This window comes from Roseomonas sp. E05 (genome assembly GCF_030063475.1).
GTDB lineage: Bacteria > Pseudomonadota > Alphaproteobacteria > Acetobacterales > Acetobacteraceae > Pseudoroseomonas.
The window spans coordinates 1-17,273 of sequence record NZ_JASIRT010000043.1 but is presented as its reverse complement, the minus strand read 5'-3'; the positions used below and the strand labels follow the sequence as shown (position 1 = coordinate 17,273).

The following is a 17,273-nucleotide window of genomic DNA, read 5'->3' as shown; positions in this document are numbered from 1 at the left end:
ATCCGACAACGGACGCGTTGGATGGCATCGTTCCGGCGGCACGGCGGTCCCGGTGCTGGCGCCGGGGCTTGGTCAGACGGGGACGGGGCGGCTCTGGGCTGTGTGCGCGACGACCACCCCTTTCTGGCGGCGCCGGTCCGCCCGCGGGGCCCAGGCGCATATCGCGGCTCCTTATGCCGTCGAGAAACGCGCCCACGGCAGGAGCCCGGATGAGCGGCCCCCCCCGCGCCGATCATGGCCGAACTGCGCGCCTGCCTCGGCAACGCGGCCGCCGCCTGCACATTCGCCGAAACCGCCAAGCTCAGCGGGTTCAACCCGGAGAAGCCGATCTCCGCCACATCCTCGGCCGCATCGCCGAACAGCCGGCACGCCGCATCGAGGCGCTTCTGCCCTGGCCCATCTCCAGCCATTCGTCGTACAGCGGCCAGCGGACACCGCCTGACATCAACCACAGGCCTCGCCCGACGCGCACGGAATCGGCTTCGCCAGTTCCGCCTGCCCGATCTGCTTCGGAAGGTGACTGCGATGGAGCGTCCCCCGCGCTTTCAGGGGATCCAGGCGCGGGCTTTCTCGATCTCGTCCCAGGGGATGCTGCCGAGCGGGAAATGGCCGCCGACCAGCACGCTGATGACGGCGTTCAGGCGTTCCAGCCTTTCGCGCTCGCCGGAAGAGGCGCCGGCCTCGCTCTGGCGGCGGATCAGCTCATCCCGCAGCGCGCAAAGGCAGCGCGTGGCCTCGGAAAAGGCATGGCCCTCCTTCTGCGGGCGCTTGGCGAGGAGGCGGTCCATCGCCTCCAGGGCCTGCTCATGGAGGACCACCATCCTGTCCTCACGCGCCGGCATGGGACATCCTGCCGGGAGGGCCCAGGCGACCGGGGCGCAGGTTGCAGGTGAGCGCCTTGGTCGTATGGATGCTGGTATTGGCATCCCCATAGATCGAGAGCAGCGCATTGGCCGGGGCGCCGCGGGCATAGCCATCCCAGCCGAAGACCCAGGGCATGCCGATCTGGTAGATGGTGCGGCCGTCGATGACGAAGGGGCGCAGGCGGTTGGTCACCATGGCCTTCACCTCGATCTCGCCGCGGCGTGTCGAAAGCACCGTCCAGTCCAGGTGCCGGATACCGAGCTCGCGCGCCAGCTCGGTCGGGATCTCCACGAAGGCCTCGGGTTGCAGTTCCGCTGTGTGCGGCGCGACCCGGGTCGGAATGCCGCCGCAATGCAGCTCGGTCAGGCGGAAGGTGGTGAAGACATAGGGGAAGCGCGGGTCCTCGGGCTCGTTGAACTCATTGCCGGGGCGCGGCCAGAGCTTCGCCGTCGGATTGTGCTGCTGGCCGTAGAGGATATTCCGCACCGGGCTTTCCACCGGCTCGTAGTGGGTGGGGAGTGGCCCATCCCGCAGGCCCGTCGGCACGAAGAGCTGGCACTTGCCGTCGGCCTCCATGATGAAGGGGTCGTCGCCTCCCAGCGCATCCATACCCTTCGGGTGCTTGCTCCAGTCGGGCCGCATGTCCGGGCGCTTGGTGGGGATGAAGTCCGGCACGTCGGTGCCGGTCCACTTTCCCTGCCCTTCGTCCCACCAGATCATCTTCTTGCGCTCGGACCAGGGACGGCCCTGCGGGTCGGCGGAGGCGCGGTTGTAGAGCGTGCGCCGGTTGGACGGCCAGGCGAAGGCCCAGTTCATATGACTGCCCGGCCCATCCGGGCCGTCGGGGATGCGCGAGCGCGCCTGGTTGTGCCCCTCCTTGGGATAGACGCCGCAATACATCCAGCCGCCGCAGGCGGTCGAGCCGTCGTCCTTCAGCTCCTGGTACTTCTCGATCTGCTTGCCGTCGGCGACGGTATAGCCGTTGATCTCGCGCAGCACGGCCTCGGGGTCCGGTTCCCGGCGCTCGCCGCGCTCGGGGTAATCCCAGGTCAGTGCCAGCAGCGCCGCATCGCGCCGCGCGGTGCTCCCGGCGTAGAGCTGCTTCAGCCGCTTGCCGAGATGATAGACGAACCACAGGTCGGAGCGGTTGTCGCCCGCCGCCTCCAGCACCTTGTCATGCCATTGCACGAGCCGGCTGGTGTTGGTGAAGGAGCCGTCCTTCTCGCCGGGCATGGCGGCGGGCAGGAAGAAGACCTCTGTGCCGATCTGCGCCGGCGTGGTCTCGCCCTTCTGCACGCGCCGGCCCTTCTGCCAGAAATCGGCCGTCTCCACCATGGCGAAGTCCCGCACCACCAGCCAGTCCAGCTTGGCAAGGCCGTGCTCCACCAGTTCGGAGTTCACCGCGCCCACGGCGGGGTTCTGCCCGAAGATGAACTGCCCCTTCACCACGCCATCGGCCATGGCGAGCGTCATCGGCAGCTGCGAGTGGTCGCCGGTCAGCTTGGGCAGGAAGTCGTAGCCCCAGTCGTTGTCCGGCCGCGCGCCGGGGCCGTACCAGGCCTTCAGCAGGCTGACCATGTATTTGGGGAAGTTGTGCCACCAGCCGGTGGCCGGCGTCTCCTCCTTCAGATAGTCCTGGAAGGTGTCGTGCGACTTGAAGGCGTCCGGCTGCGGCAGATAGGTCGGCAGCATGTTGTAGAGCGTCGGGATGTCGGTGCTGCCCTGGATGCTGGAATGCCCGCGCAGCGCCTGGATGCCGCCGCCGGGACGGCCGATATTGCCGAGCAGCCCCTGCAGGATCGAGCAGGCACGGATGATCTGCACGCCCACCGTGTGGTGCGTCCAGCCCACCGCGTAGCAGAAGGTGCCGGTGCGCTCGGGGCCGGAATTGCGGGCCAGGGCCTCGGCCACCTTCATGAAGGTTTCCTTCGGGCAACCGGTGATCCGCTCCACCATTTCCGGCGTATAGCGCGCGAAGTGCCGGCGCAGGATCTGATAGACGCAGTTCGGGTGCTGCAGCGTCGGGTCCTTGGGCGGCGGGCCGTCGGACATGCTCCCCGAATCCCTGGTGCTCTCCCGGCTTTCCGCGTGGTGCTCGGCGATCGAGGAGGGGACCTTCTTGCCCTTGTACTGCCAGGTGCCGGTCTCGTAATTGGCCTGCGCCGCGTTGAAGCCGGAGAAGATGCCGTCCTTCTCCTCGGCGTCCTCGTAGCCCTCCTCGATGATGTCCGCGATGTTGGTGTAGGCCAGCGCGAAATCACGGAACCAGAGGTCGTTCTCCAGCACGTGGCGGATGATGCCGCCCAGAAAGGCAATATCCGTGCCCGAACGGATCGGCGCGTAGATGTCGCACAGCGCCGAGGTCCGGGTGAAGCGCGGGTCGACATGGATCAGCGTGGCGCCGCGCTGCTTCGCTTCCAGCAGGAAGCGGAAGGCAACAGGATGGTTCTCCGCCATGTTCGAACCCATGACGATCAGGCAATCCGCATTCGCCAGATCCCACAGGGCCGTCGTGCCGGCGCCGCGTCCGAAGGAGGTGCCCAAACTGGGCACCGAAGAGGAGTGTCAAATTCTGGCTTGGTTCTCGATGTTGACGATGCCCAGCCCACCGCCGAAGAGCTTCTTGATGAGGTAGTTTTCCTCATTGTCCATCGTGGCGCCGCCGAGCGAGCCAATGCCCAGCGTGTGGTTGACCCGCTTGCCGCTAGGCAGCTTCTCGACGAAGGTGTCGTCGCGCGTCTTCTTCACCAGTTGCGCGATGCGCTCCATGGCCCAGTCGAGCGGCTTCCGTTCCCAGGTGTCGGAGTGGGGGGCGCGGTAGAGTACCGTGTTGATGCGTTCGGGGGAGAGCAGGGCGCCCAGCGTCGCCGCACCCTTGGGGCAGAGCGTGCCCTGATTGACCGGGCTGCGCGGGTCGCCCTCGATATGGATCGGCTTGCCGTTCTTGGCATAGATCAGCTGGCTGCAGCCGACGGCGCAGAAGGGGCAGATGCTGGTGCCGACCGCGTCGGCCTCTTCCAGGCGGGGGCGCAGCGTCTTCGACAGAGTGCTCTTCGCCGCTTCGGACATCACGCTCTGGCCGGCAAACTGGCGGGGAAGGGACCAGTCGCGAACAAAACCTGAGATCCGGCCCGCAATGCCACGGCGAAGCTTTTTCATAGCGCACTGCTCCGACAACACCTTTCAGCACACAACTCCAGGGCGGTCTCCCGGTTTCCGCGGCAAAGGAGAGAGTCTTTCGACGGACGCGGCTCGCAAGCTCCTTTGCTGCGCCTGGAGCGTCTTCTTCATCATTCCCTCCGGCGGGCGGCTCGTCCTTGCCCGGATCCGTGAAACGCCCCAGGTCTGCGGGAGGCCGGCTTGGCCAGGATGTGCCGGTGGCGCCAATGCAGCGCGGCCTCGCCGGTGACCCCCGGCTTCCGGCGCCTGCCGGCGGAGGCGGTGGCCGAGGCCGGGATCAATCCGCTGATCATCCGTGCCGAGGGGCCGGGTGCCGTGGCGGTGGACGGGCTGGCCGTGCCGGGAAGGTCGGGGGAATGAATTCCCCCGAACCCCCATCTTTTTTCTGGCAGTTTGCGGCCGGGCCTGCGGCTCCGCCAAACTGGCAAAAGAGGCCTGGGGGAGTTCCTTTCCCCAGAACTTTTTCCATCCAGGGGAAGGGAGCGCGATGCTGAGGAGCATCACCGAAGAGCACCGCATGCTGCAGGACATGGTGGCCAGATTCGTCGAACGTGAGCTGATGCCGTTGGAGCCGGCGGTGCTGGCGCGCGAGGCCGCGGGCGGCAAGTACGGCCTGACCGAGGAGGAGGAGGTGCCGCTCCTCGCCAAGTGCAAGGAGCTTGGCCTCTGGGGTCTCGACGTGCCGGAGGCAATGGGCGGCGCCGACCTGCCCGCCGTGGCGCGCATGCTGGTGGAGGAGGAGGTCTCCCGCACCATCACGCCCTTCGAGTTCCCGCCCGATTCCCCCAACCTGCACATGCTGATGGCCGCGGCGAGCCCCTGGCAGCGCGAAACCTATTTGACACCCTATGCCGAGGGCCGGATGAAGTCGGCCATCGCCATTTCCGAGCCCGGCGCCGGCGGCGATCCGGCGGGGATGCTCACCCGCGCCGTGCAGGATGGCGAGGACTGGGTGCTGAACGGCCGCAAGATCTGGGTCAGCCGCGTGCCCTCTTGCGACTTCATCATCGTCATGGCGCGCACCGGCGAGGGCAAGCGCGAGGAGGGCATGACGGCCTTCATCGTCGAGCGCGGCACGCCCGGCTTCACCATCGAGCGCGAGATCCCGATGATCGGTGGCCGGCGAACCTATGAGCTGGTCTTCGAGGATTGCCGCCTGCCCGCGCGGCAGGTGCTGGGCGAGCTGGGCAAAAGCTATGCGCCGATGCAGCTCCGCCTGAACATCCGCCGCCTGCAGGTCGGCGCGCGCTGCGTCGGCATCGCGCGGCGCGCGCTCGACATGATGACGGAGCAGGCGAAGCAGCGCGTCACCTTCGGCGTGAAGCTGGCGGACCGGCAGGCCATCCAGTGGTGGATCGCCGATGCCGCCATCCGCATCCATGCCTGCCGCCTGATGGTGCATGCCGCCGCCGAGACGCTGGATGCGGGCGGCGACGTGCGCAACGAGGCCTCGATGATCAAGGTCTTCGGCACGGAGATGGCGCAGGAGGTGGTGGATCAGGCGATGCAGAGCTTCGGCGCCATGGGCATGACCAAGGAGCTGCCGTTGCAACTCTTCGCCCAGCAGGTGCGGCTGATGCGCATCTACGAGGGTCCCACCGAGGTGCATCGCATGGCCATCGCGCGGCGCGTGCTGCGGGGCTAGAACGGCCGGAAGGGAAATCCCCCCGCGCGCGGAATGCGCCGTGCCCGGCTGGCAGAATCAAGATGGGGCCTGGGAGGAGTTCTTTCCCCCCCTGGCTTCATCCCGCCCGCCCCGCCAGTACCGTCGTGTCCAGCCGTGCCTTGAGCGGCAGGTGATCCGAAGCGCGCCGGGCGAGGGGCGTATCATGCGCCTCGACCCGCGGCGCCAGCGCTGGCGGATCGGCCAGGATCCGGTCGAGCGCCAGGCGCGGGAAGAAGGAGGGAAAGCCCGGCGGGTGCGGCGGGTCGCCGAATACCGTCTCAAGCACGCCGAGCGCGGATCTGCCGGAACGCCACTCGTTGAAGTCGCCCAGCAGGAGGGTTGGCAACCGCCTGCCGGGGGCGCCCTCCATGGCCTCCAGCAGCGCCGCCGCCTGCAGCCGCCGACGCCGCGCGCCCAGGCTGAGATGGGTGGAGATGACCCGCAGCGGTCCCGCGCCGAGGTCGAGCACCGCCAGGATGGCGCCGCGCGGCTCCCATCCGCCCAGGCGGAGGCCAACAGGGCCGTGCAGCAGCGTCACGTCCTGCCGCGCCAGCAGCAGGTTGCTTCGCCAGCCCTGCTCGCCGGCACGGCCGGTGACCTGCAGCAGGCGCAGGCCGAGTTCGCGCTGCAGCCTGCCCGCATCCAGCATGCCGGTGCCGCGCCGCAGGTAATGCTGTGCCTCCTGCAGCGCGATCAGATCGGGCCGGATCTCGGCGATCACGCCTTCGATGCGGTCCGGCCGGAACAATCCCGCGGGCGGGCGGCAGCGATGGACGTTATAGGTGGCGACGAGCATGCCGCCTTCAGGGGGAGGGCCAGCTGGCGCGCCGGCGCGGCTGCATCGCCGCCTGGCGCGGCTGTCGCCGGCGGCCGTCGCAGAGCGGGGCCAGGGCGGCGGCGACGGTGGCGCCCAGAGTGGTCAGCAGCACATCCGTCCAGGTGTCGGTCCAGCTGCCGATCAGCCCCGTCACCGCCTCGAAGACCTCCCAGCCGGAGCCGACCGCCACGCCGAAGGCGGCACCGGCGACGGCCAGTTGCAGGACACCGCGCCGCCGCCGGTCGGCCTGCAGCAGGGCGGCGAAGACGGCGCCCGCCAGGATGCCATTCAGCAGGTGCACCACCTCGTCATACGGGCCGGGCAGATAGAACCAGCCCAGCCCGTAGCCCGGGCAGGAGACCAGCGTGGCCAGGATCGGCGTCACGTCGAGGCTGCGGGGCAGCGCCCGCAGCCGCCAGGGCAGGGCGGGCATGCGCTCGCGCGGCGGCAGGATAAGCCCGAGGCACCCCACGAGAGCCGCCGCCGTCCCCAGCGCCGCGCCGCCCTTGCCCGCTCCCCCGAAGGCAAGGGCCACGAGGGCCAGCAGCGAGAGGCATGCCCAGCTCAGCCGGGAGTGGCGCTGCAGATCCGTTCTCGTCAGCAGGGACACGCGGGCCTCTCTTCCTTCCGGCAGGCGGCGGCCTCCGGCATGGTGCCGGCGCGCCATCGGGGCGGCGCCGGGCATCCGCCTGAGGGGAGGCCGTCCGCCAGACCCGGCGGGTTACCGGTGCCGCACGCTCCGCCGTGCTGGTCAACCCGCCCTCACCGCGACGGTTGCACGGTGCCGGCGCGGGCCGGAGCCAGGCTGGGGAAGGGGCGAGGCCTAGAAGGGCAGCACCGCCGCCAGGTCCATCTCCTCCGCGAGGCGCCGCAGGTCGGCCAGGGTGTCAGCCGGCAGGGAGAGGCCCTCCTGGCGGTTGCGGGCATTGTTCCGCGCCTCGATCTCGCCGGGGTAGAAGACCTCCTCCACGCCCGGGGCGGTGCGGGAGGCTTTCAGGCCAGCGATCATCCGCTCCATGTCAGCCTGGAAAGCGTCGAGCGGGCGGAAGCGGGCGATGTCCAGCGCCAGCAGCAGATGCCCGGCGCGGCTGCGCCGTTCCGCCTGATAGGGGCCGCTCACCTCCGGCCCGAAGCCGCTGCCGGTCAGCACGCCGGAGAGCATGTCCATCACCACCGAGATGGCATAGCCCTTGTGCCCGGCCATCGGCAGGATCAGCCCGCCCAGTGCCTGGGCCGGGTCGGTGGTCGGCGCGCCCTCGGCATCGGCCGCCCAGCCCGGCGGGATCGGCTCGCCGCGCTGGCGGGCGAGATAGACCTTGCCGCGGGCGACGGCGGTATTGGCGATGTCCAGCACCATCGGCGCGTATTTCCCCGCCGGCGCCGCCCAGGACCACGGATTGTTGCCGAGGATCTTGTCCCGCCCGCCCCAGGGCGCCATGGCCGGGCTGGCATTGGTCGAGAGGAACAGGATGCAGCCCTCCGGCGGCCCCATCAGCGTGTAGTACATCGCCGTGCCGAAGTGGTTGGAGTTGCGCAGCGCCACGGCGCCGAGGCCATGCGCCCTGGCGCGGCGGATCGCCTCCCGGGTGGCGGCGTGGGTCAGCACCTGGCCCATGCCGTCATGCCCGTCGATGACGGCGACGGCGCCGGCATCCACCACCGTCTCCGGCTCGGCCACCGGCTTCGCCACGCCGGCGCGCAGCCGGGCGACGTACCAGGGCAGGCGCATCACGCCATGCGACTGGTGGCCCCAGAGATCGGCCTGCACCAGCGTGTCGGCGGCCAGCCGCGCATCCCCCTGTGGCATCCCGGCGCGGGCATAGGCGGCGGTGGCGAAGTCGAGCAGGCGGTCGGCCGCGACGCGGGGCGTATCTGTCATGTCCAGGGCTCTCTCGGGCCGCGGCGCGGCCGGTTGCGGGGAGGGGCGGCAGCCCTCAGGCCAGCCGCGTGCTGAAGCCGGCCTGGGTGCCGCTCCAGCGCGCCACGACCTGCGCCGCGCCGCTGATGGTGAAGGGCACCGAGGCGGTGCCGGTGGAGATCACCGCGCCCCGGGGCAGGAGCATGTCGCGCTCGCGGGCCAGCGCCATCAGGTCGGCCAGGGCCTGGAGCGGATCGGAGGCGTCCTCGCCGGTGGCGGCGCGGGCACGCTCCACGCCATCGGCGGAGACCGACAGCGAGGCGGTGAGGCCACGGATCGAGGCGGGGTCGATGCGCTCGCCGAGGACCAGCGCGTCGAAGCCGGCATTGTCGGCGGCGAAGCTCGGCCAGCCGACGCTGCGGCGGTCGCGGAAGCGGGCGCGCACCAGTTCGAAGGCCACCCGTGTCTCGGCGATCACTGAAGCGGGTGCCGGCGGCGGGGCATCGGGATGGATGTCGCAGCCCAGCACGAAGGCGATCTCGAACTCGACCGTGGCGGGCGCCGCATCGGGCAGCGGCACGGTGTCGCCGATGCGGAACTGGCGGCTGCCCAGCACGCGCCCGGCTATCGGCCGGCCGAAGCCGGTCTCGCGCCGCTGCTTATGGCTGCCGACGCCGAGCTTCCAGCCCACCACCGGCTCGCCGAGTTGCGCCACCAGCGCGTCCTGGATGTCATAAGCCTCCCCGAGATCGGCGGGGCGCAGTTCCGGCGGCAGCGCCTCGACCTGCGCGCCGCTGCGCCACAGTGCGGCCAGTTGCGCGGCGGCGGCCTGGATGTCGGTCATGCGGCAATCTCCCCCTCCGGCGCGGCGCGGAAGCGCACGCCCAGCAGATTCTCGAACACCTGGATCATCGCGCCCTTGTCCTGCGTGCCGAGACCCTGGCGCAGCGCCGTCTGGTAGGTGGCCGTGGCGGCGCCGAGCACCGGCATGGGCAGGCAGAGCCGCGCCCCCAGCTCGGCCCCGGCGACGAGATCCTTGTAGGCGGCCTGCAAGGGGTAGCTCTCGGTGAAGCGGCCGGCGAGGATGCGCGGCAGGAAGTATTCCGAGGCATGGCTGCGCCCGGTGCCGGAATTCACCACCGCGGCGAGCTGCGCCGGGTTGAGGCCGAGGCTGGCCGCCATCGGCATGATTTCGGCCAGCGCCGCCATGTTGATGTCGTAGAGCAGCTGGTTGACCAGCTTGGTGAGCTGGCCGCTGCCCTGCGGCCCCATATGCAGGATGGTGCTGCCGATGCGCTGCAGCAGCGGCAGCATCCGCTCGAAGAGCGGCGCCGGGCCGCCGCACATCACCGTCAGCGTGCCGGCCTCGGCGCGTGCCTCCAGCCCCGAGACGGGCGCATCGAGGAAGCCGATGCCGAGCTGCTCCAGCGCCGCTGCCACTTCCATCGTGGTGCCGTGATCGCTGGTGCCGAGATCGACCACCGTCGCGCCGCGGCGCAGCCCGGCGGCGAGGCCGCCGGCGCCCAGCAGGACCTCGCGCAGGGTTGCGCCGTCGGGCAGGCAGAGGAAGACGACATCGCAGCCGGCGAGATCGGCGTTGCGCTCGGCGACGGCGGCACCGCGCGCGCGGAAGGCTTCGCGCAGCTCCGGTCGGCGCGCGCTTACGGTCAGGCGCGTGTCGGGCCGCATCAGGTTGGCGGCGATGTGGCGCCCCATCTGTCCCAGGCCGGCGAAGCCGATGGACCAGACAGGTGCCGCCGCGCTCACGCCGGCGCCCCGGCAAGGTCGGGTGCCGCCTGGGCGCCGACCTTGAGCTGGTCCCAGATCTGCCGGCGCAGGGCACGGAACTCCGGCTCGTCGCGGATGCTCTCGCGCCGCGGGCGGGGGAAGGGGACCTGCAGCACCGTCTCGATGCGGCCGGGCCGCGCGCCCATCACCACGATGCGGTCGCCGAGATAGATCGCCTCCTCGATGGAGTGGGTGATGAAGACCACCGTCTTGCGGTCGCGCTCCCAGATCCGCAGCAATTCCTCCTGCAGCAGGTCGCGCGTCTGCACGTCGAGCGCGCCGAAGGGTTCGTCCATCAGCAGCAGCTCCGGCTCGACCGCCAGCGCGCGGGCGATGCCGACGCGCTGCTGCATGCCGCCCGAGAGCTGGTGCGGGTAGGAGTCCGCGAAGGCGGTCAGGCCGACCATCTCCAGGTAGCGCATCGCCCGCTCCCGCGCCTCCGCCTTCGGCACGCCGCGCAGGATCAGGCCGAACATCACGTTGCCCAGCGCCGTCTGCCAGGGCAGCAGGTCGGCGCCCTGGAAGACCATGGCGCGGCCGGTGCCGGGGCGGCCGGTCACGTCCGCCCCGTCCAGCAGCACCGTCCCCGTCGTGCAGGGCTCGGTGCCATCGATGATCTTCAGCAGCGTGGACTTGCCGCAGCCGGAGGGGCCGAGGATGACCAGGAACTCCTGGTCGGGCACGCTGAGCGCAATGCGGTCGAGCACGGTGAGCGGCGCGCCGCTGGCACGCGGGAAGCTCTTGCTGACCTCGCGCAGCTCCAGCTTGGGCGTGTTGCTCATGCCCCCAGCTCCTGCAGCGCCTGCTCGACGTATTGCGTCGCCAGCACCTTGTCGAGATCGACGCTGCCCTTGATCGCGCCGGTGCGCTTCCAGATCGGCATCATCGCCTCGAAGTCCTTGCGCCTGAAGCCGCCATCCTCCGGCCAGGCGCGCGCCTCCTTCGACAGCGATTGCCAGATCTCGCGCAGGCTATCGTCGCTCGCCTCCTTCGCGTTGCTGATGGTGGCGTAGTTGCGGTAGCCCTCGGCGAAGTAGCCGAGATCGGCATTGGCCTTGCGGAAGGAGGCGATCTGCGCCTTCAGCACGTCCACCAGCGCCCGCTCGTTGTCGGGATTGCCGAGAAAGGAGGAGGGCACGATCCAGGCCTCGGAGATCCAGTTCTCGAACTCGTTCCAGGGGCGGATGACGATGTTGAACTTGCCGGGCTCGGCGGCCATGAGCTGCTGCGCCTGGTCGAGATGGACCGGCACGGCGTCCACCCGCCCCGCGCGCAGCGCAGCCACCCGGCCGCCGGAGCCGCCGATCTCGATCACGGTGAGCTTCGAGGCATCGATGTCGTGCTTGGCCAGCGGGCCGAGCAGCAGCAGGTGGGTGAAGTCGCCCTTCGAGTTCACCGCCACCACGGCGCCCTTGGCGAAGTCCTCCAGGCTTTTGATCTTCGCGGCATTGGCGACATAGACCTGGCTGGTATTGGCATAGGGCAGGCCGACCAGCTTGATGTCCGCGCCGCTCTCCGCCGCGCGCAGCGCCGAGATGGCGTCGCTCTCGCCGAGATTGGAGGCGCCGGCGGCGATCGTCTGCGTCACCACGCGCATCGAGGTGATGCGGGTGAGCGAGGGCTCCGGATAGCCCTCGGCGGGGAAGCCCTGATGCAGCGCGGTGATCGCCGGGACATGGATGGCGAGGCTGAAGCCGAGGATGCCGATATCGAGCTTCGGCTTGGCCGCCAGGGCCGGGCGCCAGGGCGCCAGCCCAGCGGCGCCGGCGGTGAGGATGCCACCGGCCAGGGCGGCGTTGCGCAAGGCGTTGCGGCGGGTCAGGTTCATGAATTCCTCCGTGCTTTTCGTTGGTTCGTGGCGGGTGTTCAGTGTCCCGCCTTGCTGGCGCGGTACCAGGGGGCCAGCCGGTGGCCGGTGGCATCGAGCGCGCGGTTCAGGGCCAGGCTGACGAGCATGATGGTGACGAGCAGAGCGAGCAGCCCGGCGGTGCTGGCATCGAAGCCGGACTGCGCGATCAGCCCGCCGAAGCCGACCATGACGAACATCTGCGCCATCACCATGGCGCGGATGGCATGCACCAGCCCGACGCGGGCGCCGGTGACGAGATAGGGAAAAAGCCCGGGCAGCAGCACCATGCGGAAGGCCTGCATCCGTGTGGCGCCGAAGGAGCGGGCCACCGCCATCAGGCGGCGGTCGATGCCGCGCGCGCCCTGATAGGCGGTGAGCATGATGTAGAAGGCCGAGGCCATGAAGACCAGCGCGCCGCAGAAGGCCATGCCGGTGCCGAAGATCAGGATGAACAGCGGCACCAGCGCCGCCGTCGAGGTGACCAGCAGCATGGAGAGCCAGGGATGCAGCAGCCGGTCGGCCATGCGCGAGCGGCCCATCAGCACGCCGAGCGGAATGCCGACCAGCAGGGCGCAGGCGTAGCCCACCAGCATCTGCAGCATCGCGGTGCCCAGCGCCTCCGCCATGCCGTCGCGCAGCAGGGCGGGGAAGGCGGCGAGCACGCTGCTCGGCGGCGCCAGCAGGCCGTCGCCGAGCATCCGGCCGCCGATCTCCCAGGCGCCGAGGGCCACCACGATGCCGAGCAGGTTCCAGGGCAGCATGTCGCGGCGCATCAGCGGTTCTCCTCCATGTGCCAGTGCAGCATGCGCCGCTCCAGCCGCCGCACGCCCGACTGCACGGCCAGGCCGAGCAGGCAGACCAGCACGACGATGACGAAGACGCCGGCATTGTCGAAGGCCTCAGCGCTGGTCTTCATCATGCCGCCGAGCGCGGCGGCGGCGAGGAACAGCTCGGCCGTGATCATGCCGGTGATGGCGCGCGCCAGCCCGACGCGCATGGCGGCGAAGAGGAAGGGCAGGCTGGCCGGCAGCAGCACCCGCCGCAGCATTTGCGCGGGGCTGGCGCCGAAGGAGCGGCCGACGGCGATCAGCCGCGGCGGAATGTCGCGCGCCCCGGCCAGCGTGACCACCAGGATGTCGGGCAGGCTCATCAGCACGATCAGCGCGATGCGCCCTTCCACGAAGAGCCCGAACCAGATCACCACGAAGGGCACCAGCGCGACGGGCGGGATGGCGTAGAAGGCCGTCAGCACCGGCTCCACCGCCGCCGCCAGCCGCGGCGAGCGGCCCATCACCGTGCCGAGCGGCACCGCCACGGCGAAGGCGATGGCGAAGCCCGCCAGCATGGTGCCGAGCGAGGCGGCGAGCGCCGCGCCCAGCTCGGCGAGATAGGCGGGATCGCCCAGGCGCTGCAGCACGGCTGTCGGCGGCGGCAGGATGAAGTCGGAGAAGCCGAGCGAGACGAGCTGCCACAGCAGCAGCCCGGCCAGGATCGACAGCGCCGGCCAGATCCCGGCCGAGGCGCCGCGCAGTCGCATCGTCCGGGGCGGCACCGGCCGTGCCCGCGGCTCAGAGAGGGATGTCGACATCGAGCAACGGCGCATGCTGCTGCGCCCCATAGACGTCGGTGTCCCCCACAACGCCGGCCGGAACGAGGCGCGGCAGCGTTGCCTTGAAGGCGCAGCCGGCGGGGTAGGGGGTGAACAGCACCGAGGATTCCTCGACGCCATAGAGCCGCGCGAACAGCGCGGGGCCGAGCACGCCGGTCGCCTGCACGCGGTCGAACAGCGCCCGGTCGCGGAAGACCACGTCGATGGTCAGGTCGAAGGGGCCGGCATTCTTGCTCTTGCAGACCTCGGCGAGGTCGCGGATGCGGGTCATGGCGCCGGCCCTCCTCAGACCGTCTCGTATTCGATCGGGAACATGGCGCAGGGATCGTCGGGCTGCGTCACATGCTGCATGCTGAAGCGATAGACCGTGCCCACCGGGATGTCGGAGGGCGAGAAGGGGAAGGCCATGTTGCCCTCCCGGCAGAGCCGCCCGGGGAAGTCGGTGTGCAGCATGTTGGTGCGCGCCATCGCCAGCACCGCGCCGGCCTGCTCCGGCGTGCGCGCGACGACGTCGATCAGGAAGCCCAGCTCGTGGCCGCGGATCTCGTGCACCGGCTCACGCTCCGCCATCACGCCGTCATGCCCGTAGCTGCGGATGATCAGCGAGTAGTCCTCGGGCGGCACGCCGAAATCGGCGGCCTTGGTACGCACCGCGCCGCGCACCTCGTCGAGGAAAGTGTCGATGCGGCCGATCAGCAGCGGGTCGCGCGTGCCGCAGATGCTGATGGCGCGGTGGCCGACCGGCTCCGCCGCCTCCAGCTTCACCGTGTAGCGTTCCGCCGGGGTCCATCGCATGCCGGTGATGCGCACCCGCCGGTCGGAGAGCGCCTCGAAGCGGCACTCGCTGGTGTCGAGCAGGCCGCCCGGCTCCACATGATGGATCGGGCTCGAATTCTCGTGCAACGAGTGGTTGGCGATGGAAAGCGGCGTGCAGCGGCGGGCCGGGTTGGTCGGCTCGCAGGTGACGCCCTCCTCGTCGATGGTGACGTGCAGGCAGTCATGCCCCTTCGGGATCGAGGGGGTGGCGCCGCATTCCAGCATCTTGCCGGCATACCAGGCGGGGGCGGGCGGCATCTGGCCGCGCATGGCGACGGCGGCGAAGGGCGCGGGGTCGCTGCTGCGGCCGCCGAGCACCACCTGCGCGCCGGCATCCAGCGCGCGCATGTAGGGCTCCGGTCCCATCATGCCGACGATGCGCTCGGCGCGGTCCACCATGGCCTCGTCGAGCTCGGGCAGCTGCCCGAGGCGGCGCACCCGGCCCTCGGCGATGTGGCGCTTGATGGTGGCCTTGTCCTGCTCGGCATGGATCAGCGCGAGCTTGAAGTGCAGCCCTTCCTCGCGGGCGATCTCCCGCACCATCTGCGCCACCAGCGCCAGGTGCGGCTCGCCGCCGGCGCCGCCGCAGGTGCCGATCACCAGCGGCACGCGCGCGGCGAGGGCGGCGCGCAGCATCAGCCGCAGGTCGCGCCGGATGGCCATGGGCGAGGCGAAGGGCGTGCCGCTGCCGAGGTAATAGGGTCCGGGATCGCTGCTGCCGCCATCGACGCCGATCATGTCGACGCCACGGGCCAGGCCCGCCTTCAGGCTTTCCTCGGGAAACCCGTAGCCGAGGATGCCACTGGTCGATAGCAGGCGCATCTCGCGCATGCGGCGTCTCCTTCCTCTCGTTTCCTCAGGGCCGCCGCCTTCTCCGAGGCGGGGGGTGCCGGGCATTACCTCGGCATCGCATATCCCGTAGAATATGCGACCCAGTATTGGTATATGCAGGTATATGTCAATGACCGTTTCCGGGCCTGAGTCGCGAACTTCTCCGGTGGCCGATGGGGGCTATCTCTATCGCCGCATCGAGGAGGCGCTGCGCCGGCTGATCGCCACCCCGCCGATGGGCCCCGGCGCCCGGCTGCCATCGGATGCCGAACTGGCACGGCAGTTCGGCACCACCCGCGTGACGGTGGCCAAGGCGGTGACGCAGCTGGAGCGGGACGGGCTGGTGCAGCGGCAGGTCGGCCGCGGCACCTTCGTCGCCACCCCCCCGCCGGTGAACTCCTTCATCGACACCCGCCTCTGCCATTCCTTCGAGGAGCAGGTGGGCGTGGAGCAGGATCGGCTCTCCTACCGGCTGCTGGGCTTCAGCCGTGTCCCCGCGCCGGACTTCGCGCGCGAACTGCTCGGCCTGCCGCCGGGCGCCACGGTCTATGCGCTCGACCGCCTGCGCCTGGTGGACGGCCGCCCGGTCGGTTCCGAGCTGCGTTACATCCCTGAGGCGCTGGCGCTCCGCATCACCGCGCCGATGCTGGCCGAGTGGTCCACCCTGCGCTTCGTCGGCGAGGTGATCGGCAAGCGCGTGCCGGTCATCGTCGTCAACCTGTTCCCGGACATCGCCGATGCCGCCCTCGCCGAGCGGCTGGAGGTGCCGGTCGGCAGCCCCGTCAGCGTGCGCGAGAACTGTTACCGCGACGATGACGGCCGGCCGCTGCTCTGCGGCCGCAGCGCCTTCCGCGCCGAGGTCCGCTTGCAATACGTGCTGGGGGAGGGCACCGCGCCATCCTCCGGCGCGAACTGAAGGAGGAAACATGTTCGCTGCGCCACCCGCCGTCGAGGCCCGCCTCTTCGCCCGCCTGCCGGATTCGCTCCGCATCACCGACCGCCGCTCGGGCTGGGCCTTCGGCAAGGGGCGCGCACCGCTGCACGCCTTCCTGGAAGGGCCGGTCTTCGACCGCGCGGGGAACCTCTACGTCACCGACATCCCCTATGGCCGCATCCTCCGCGTCAGCCCCGAGGGCACGTTCAGCCTGGTGGCCGAGTATGACGGCTGGCCGAACGGCCTGGCGCTGCACCCGGACGGCTCGCTCTGGATCGCTGACCACCTGCGCGGCATCCTGCGGCTGGCCCCCGGTGCCAGCAAGCCGGAGCCGGTGGTGGAGACGGTGCGGCGCGAGGGGCTGAAGGGCACCAACGACCTGACCTTCGCCCGCAACGGCGACCTCTACTTCACCGACCAGGGCCAGACCGGCCTCCAGGACCCCTCCGGCCGGGTCTACCGGCTCTCCGCCGCCACCGGCCGCATCGACTGCCTGATCGACAATGTGCCGAGCCCGAACGGGCTGGTGCTGACCAAGGATGAATCGGCGCTGTTGCTGGCGGTCACCCGCGCCAACGAGATCTGGCGCCTGCCGCTGCACGCCGACGGCACCACCTCGAAGGTCGCCGCCTTCATCCGCCTGAGCGGCGGGCTGGCGGGGCCGGACGGGCTGGCGCTGGACGATGAGGGCAACCTGGCCATCGCTCATTGCGGCCTGGGCACGGTCTGGCTGTTCAGCCGCCTTGGCGAGCCGCTGCTGCGGGTGCGCTGCCCGCAAGGCCTCTCCACGACAAATGTCGCCTATGGCGGCCCCGAGGGGCGGCAGATCTTCATCACGGAATCCGACAGCGGCAGCATCCTGGTGGCGGAGATGCCGCGTCCCGGCGCGGTTCTGTACTCGCACCGTACGGCCTGAGGCCGCCAGAAGCCGCCCACGAGGCGCTAGGCGGTGGTGACGATTTCCTGATCTGAGGGATTCCGCTGCTGAGCGGGGCGTGATTCAAGGCTGGCTTTTGGAGGCTGGCCTGGATGAGCGCGGACCCGGATGCGTTGCGCGATGA

At 70.3% G+C, this 17,273-nt stretch carries 17 protein-coding genes; 4 read left to right on the top strand and 13 right to left on the bottom strand.

Annotation, left to right across the window (positions count from 1 at the left end; all coding sequences use genetic code 11):
• Positions 1-545: 545 nt before the first annotated feature.
• Together QMO56_RS24380 and fdh are read right to left on the bottom strand one after the other, a co-directional pair.
• Entirely contained in the window at positions 546-842 is a 297-nt protein-coding gene (locus tag QMO56_RS24380; RefSeq protein ID WP_283529893.1) for a hypothetical protein, read from the bottom strand.
• Complete coding sequence (gene fdh, locus QMO56_RS24375) at positions 829-4,023, bottom strand: formate dehydrogenase (protein WP_283529891.1); 3,195 nt, start codon at positions 4,021-4,023, stop codon at positions 829-831. Before fdh ends, QMO56_RS24380 begins: the two co-directional genes overlap by 14 nt.
• A gap of 201 nt (positions 4,024-4,224) precedes the next feature.
• Here fdh and QMO56_RS24370 point away from each other — a divergent pair, with 201 nt between their 5' ends.
• Both QMO56_RS24370 and QMO56_RS24365 read left to right on the top strand, forming a co-directional pair.
• Positions 4,225-4,404 (top strand): hypothetical protein, encoded by a 180-nt coding sequence (locus QMO56_RS24370; RefSeq protein WP_283529889.1) that lies wholly within the window; start codon positions 4,225-4,227, stop codon positions 4,402-4,404.
• Between the two features lie 127 nt (positions 4,405-4,531).
• On the top strand, positions 4,532-5,689 hold the full coding sequence (locus QMO56_RS24365) for an acyl-CoA dehydrogenase family protein (protein WP_283529887.1): 1,158 nt from the start codon (positions 4,532-4,534) through the stop codon (positions 5,687-5,689).
• Between the two features lie 97 nt (positions 5,690-5,786).
• Here the strand turns inward: QMO56_RS24365 and QMO56_RS24360 are convergent, their stop codons facing one another.
• The 11 genes from QMO56_RS24360 to QMO56_RS24310 all read right to left on the bottom strand — a co-directional run bounded on the left by QMO56_RS24360 (position 5,787) and on the right by QMO56_RS24310 (position 15,278).
• A complete protein-coding gene (locus QMO56_RS24360) occupies positions 5,787-6,506 on the bottom strand; it encodes an endonuclease/exonuclease/phosphatase family protein (RefSeq protein ID WP_283529885.1) in 720 nt (239 codons plus the stop codon).
• 7 nt (positions 6,507-6,513) lie between these two features.
• Entirely contained in the window at positions 6,514-7,137 is a 624-nt protein-coding gene (locus QMO56_RS24355; RefSeq protein WP_283529884.1) for a hypothetical protein, read from the bottom strand.
• A 213-nt stretch (positions 7,138-7,350) separates the two neighbouring features.
• The gene (locus tag QMO56_RS24350) at positions 7,351-8,406 is read right to left on the bottom strand and encodes an Ldh family oxidoreductase (protein WP_283529882.1); all 1,056 of its coding nucleotides are present in this window, start codon (positions 8,404-8,406) and stop codon (positions 7,351-7,353) included.
• Between the two features lie 55 nt (positions 8,407-8,461).
• On the bottom strand, positions 8,462-9,229 hold the full coding sequence (locus tag QMO56_RS24345; RefSeq protein WP_283529880.1) for a fumarylacetoacetate hydrolase family protein: 768 nt from the start codon (positions 9,227-9,229) through the stop codon (positions 8,462-8,464).
• Positions 9,226-10,152 carry an NAD(P)-dependent oxidoreductase gene (locus tag QMO56_RS24340; protein WP_283529878.1) on the bottom strand — a complete coding sequence of 309 codons (927 nt, stop codon included), beginning with the start codon at positions 10,150-10,152 and terminating at the stop codon, positions 9,226-9,228. The genes QMO56_RS24345 and QMO56_RS24340 overlap by 4 nt, the downstream gene beginning before the upstream one ends.
• Positions 10,149-10,955, bottom strand: coding sequence for an ABC transporter ATP-binding protein (locus QMO56_RS24335; protein ID WP_283529876.1), 807 nt, complete (start codon positions 10,953-10,955; stop codon positions 10,149-10,151). The genes QMO56_RS24340 and QMO56_RS24335 overlap by 4 nt, the downstream gene beginning before the upstream one ends.
• The gene (locus tag QMO56_RS24330; RefSeq protein ID WP_283529875.1) at positions 10,952-12,001 is read right to left on the bottom strand and encodes an ABC transporter substrate-binding protein; all 1,050 of its coding nucleotides are present in this window, start codon (positions 11,999-12,001) and stop codon (positions 10,952-10,954) included. Before QMO56_RS24330 ends, QMO56_RS24335 begins: the two co-directional genes overlap by 4 nt.
• Before the next feature lie 38 nt (positions 12,002-12,039).
• Positions 12,040-12,795 carry an ABC transporter permease gene (locus QMO56_RS24325; RefSeq protein WP_283529874.1) on the bottom strand — a complete coding sequence of 252 codons (756 nt, stop codon included), beginning with the start codon at positions 12,793-12,795 and terminating at the stop codon, positions 12,040-12,042.
• Positions 12,795-13,610, bottom strand: a complete 816-nt coding sequence (locus QMO56_RS24320; RefSeq protein ID WP_283529872.1) for an ABC transporter permease — start codon at positions 13,608-13,610, stop codon at positions 12,795-12,797. Before QMO56_RS24320 ends, QMO56_RS24325 begins: the two co-directional genes overlap by 1 nt.
• The gene (locus QMO56_RS24315) at positions 13,591-13,902 is read right to left on the bottom strand and encodes a DUF4387 domain-containing protein (RefSeq protein WP_283529871.1); all 312 of its coding nucleotides are present in this window, start codon (positions 13,900-13,902) and stop codon (positions 13,591-13,593) included. Before QMO56_RS24315 ends, QMO56_RS24320 begins: the two co-directional genes overlap by 20 nt.
• Before the next feature lie 14 nt (positions 13,903-13,916).
• Complete coding sequence (locus tag QMO56_RS24310; protein WP_283529870.1) at positions 13,917-15,278, bottom strand: acyclic terpene utilization AtuA family protein; 1,362 nt, start codon at positions 15,276-15,278, stop codon at positions 13,917-13,919.
• Between the two features lie 166 nt (positions 15,279-15,444).
• Here QMO56_RS24310 and QMO56_RS24305 point away from each other — a divergent pair, with 166 nt between their 5' ends.
• Both QMO56_RS24305 and QMO56_RS24300 read left to right on the top strand, forming a co-directional pair.
• Complete coding sequence (locus tag QMO56_RS24305) at positions 15,445-16,194, top strand: GntR family transcriptional regulator (RefSeq protein ID WP_283529869.1); 750 nt, start codon at positions 15,445-15,447, stop codon at positions 16,192-16,194.
• A gap of 10 nt (positions 16,195-16,204) precedes the next feature.
• Positions 16,205-17,128, top strand: coding sequence for an SMP-30/gluconolactonase/LRE family protein (locus tag QMO56_RS24300; protein ID WP_283529868.1), 924 nt, complete (start codon positions 16,205-16,207; stop codon positions 17,126-17,128).
• The last annotated feature ends 145 nt before the right edge of the window (positions 17,129-17,273 follow it).

Coding starts and splice junctions, on each gene's coding strand:
- QMO56_RS24380 (WP_283529893.1), bottom strand. CDS start 842: ATGCCGGCGCGTGAGGACAGGATGGTGGTCCTCCATGAGCAGGCCCTG.
- QMO56_RS24365 (WP_283529887.1), top strand. CDS start 4,532: ATGCTGAGGAGCATCACCGAAGAGCACCGCATGCTGCAGGACATGGTG.
- QMO56_RS24360 (WP_283529885.1), bottom strand. CDS start 6,506: ATGCTCGTCGCCACCTATAACGTCCATCGCTGCCGCCCGCCCGCGGGA.
- QMO56_RS24350 (WP_283529882.1), bottom strand. CDS start 8,406: ATGACAGATACGCCCCGCGTCGCGGCCGACCGCCTGCTCGACTTCGCC.
- QMO56_RS24345 (WP_283529880.1), bottom strand. CDS start 9,229: ATGACCGACATCCAGGCCGCCGCCGCGCAACTGGCCGCACTGTGGCGC.
- QMO56_RS24335 (WP_283529876.1), bottom strand. CDS start 10,955: ATGAGCAACACGCCCAAGCTGGAGCTGCGCGAGGTCAGCAAGAGCTTC.
- QMO56_RS24330 (WP_283529875.1), bottom strand. CDS start 12,001: ATGAACCTGACCCGCCGCAACGCCTTGCGCAACGCCGCCCTGGCCGGT.
- QMO56_RS24325 (WP_283529874.1), bottom strand. CDS start 12,795: ATGCGCCGCGACATGCTGCCCTGGAACCTGCTCGGCATCGTGGTGGCC.
- QMO56_RS24320 (WP_283529872.1), bottom strand. CDS start 13,610: ATGTCGACATCCCTCTCTGAGCCGCGGGCACGGCCGGTGCCGCCCCGG.
- QMO56_RS24315 (WP_283529871.1), bottom strand. CDS start 13,902: ATGACCCGCATCCGCGACCTCGCCGAGGTCTGCAAGAGCAAGAATGCC.
- QMO56_RS24310 (WP_283529870.1), bottom strand. CDS start 15,278: ATGCGCGAGATGCGCCTGCTATCGACCAGTGGCATCCTCGGCTACGGG.
- QMO56_RS24300 (WP_283529868.1), top strand. CDS start 16,205: ATGTTCGCTGCGCCACCCGCCGTCGAGGCCCGCCTCTTCGCCCGCCTG.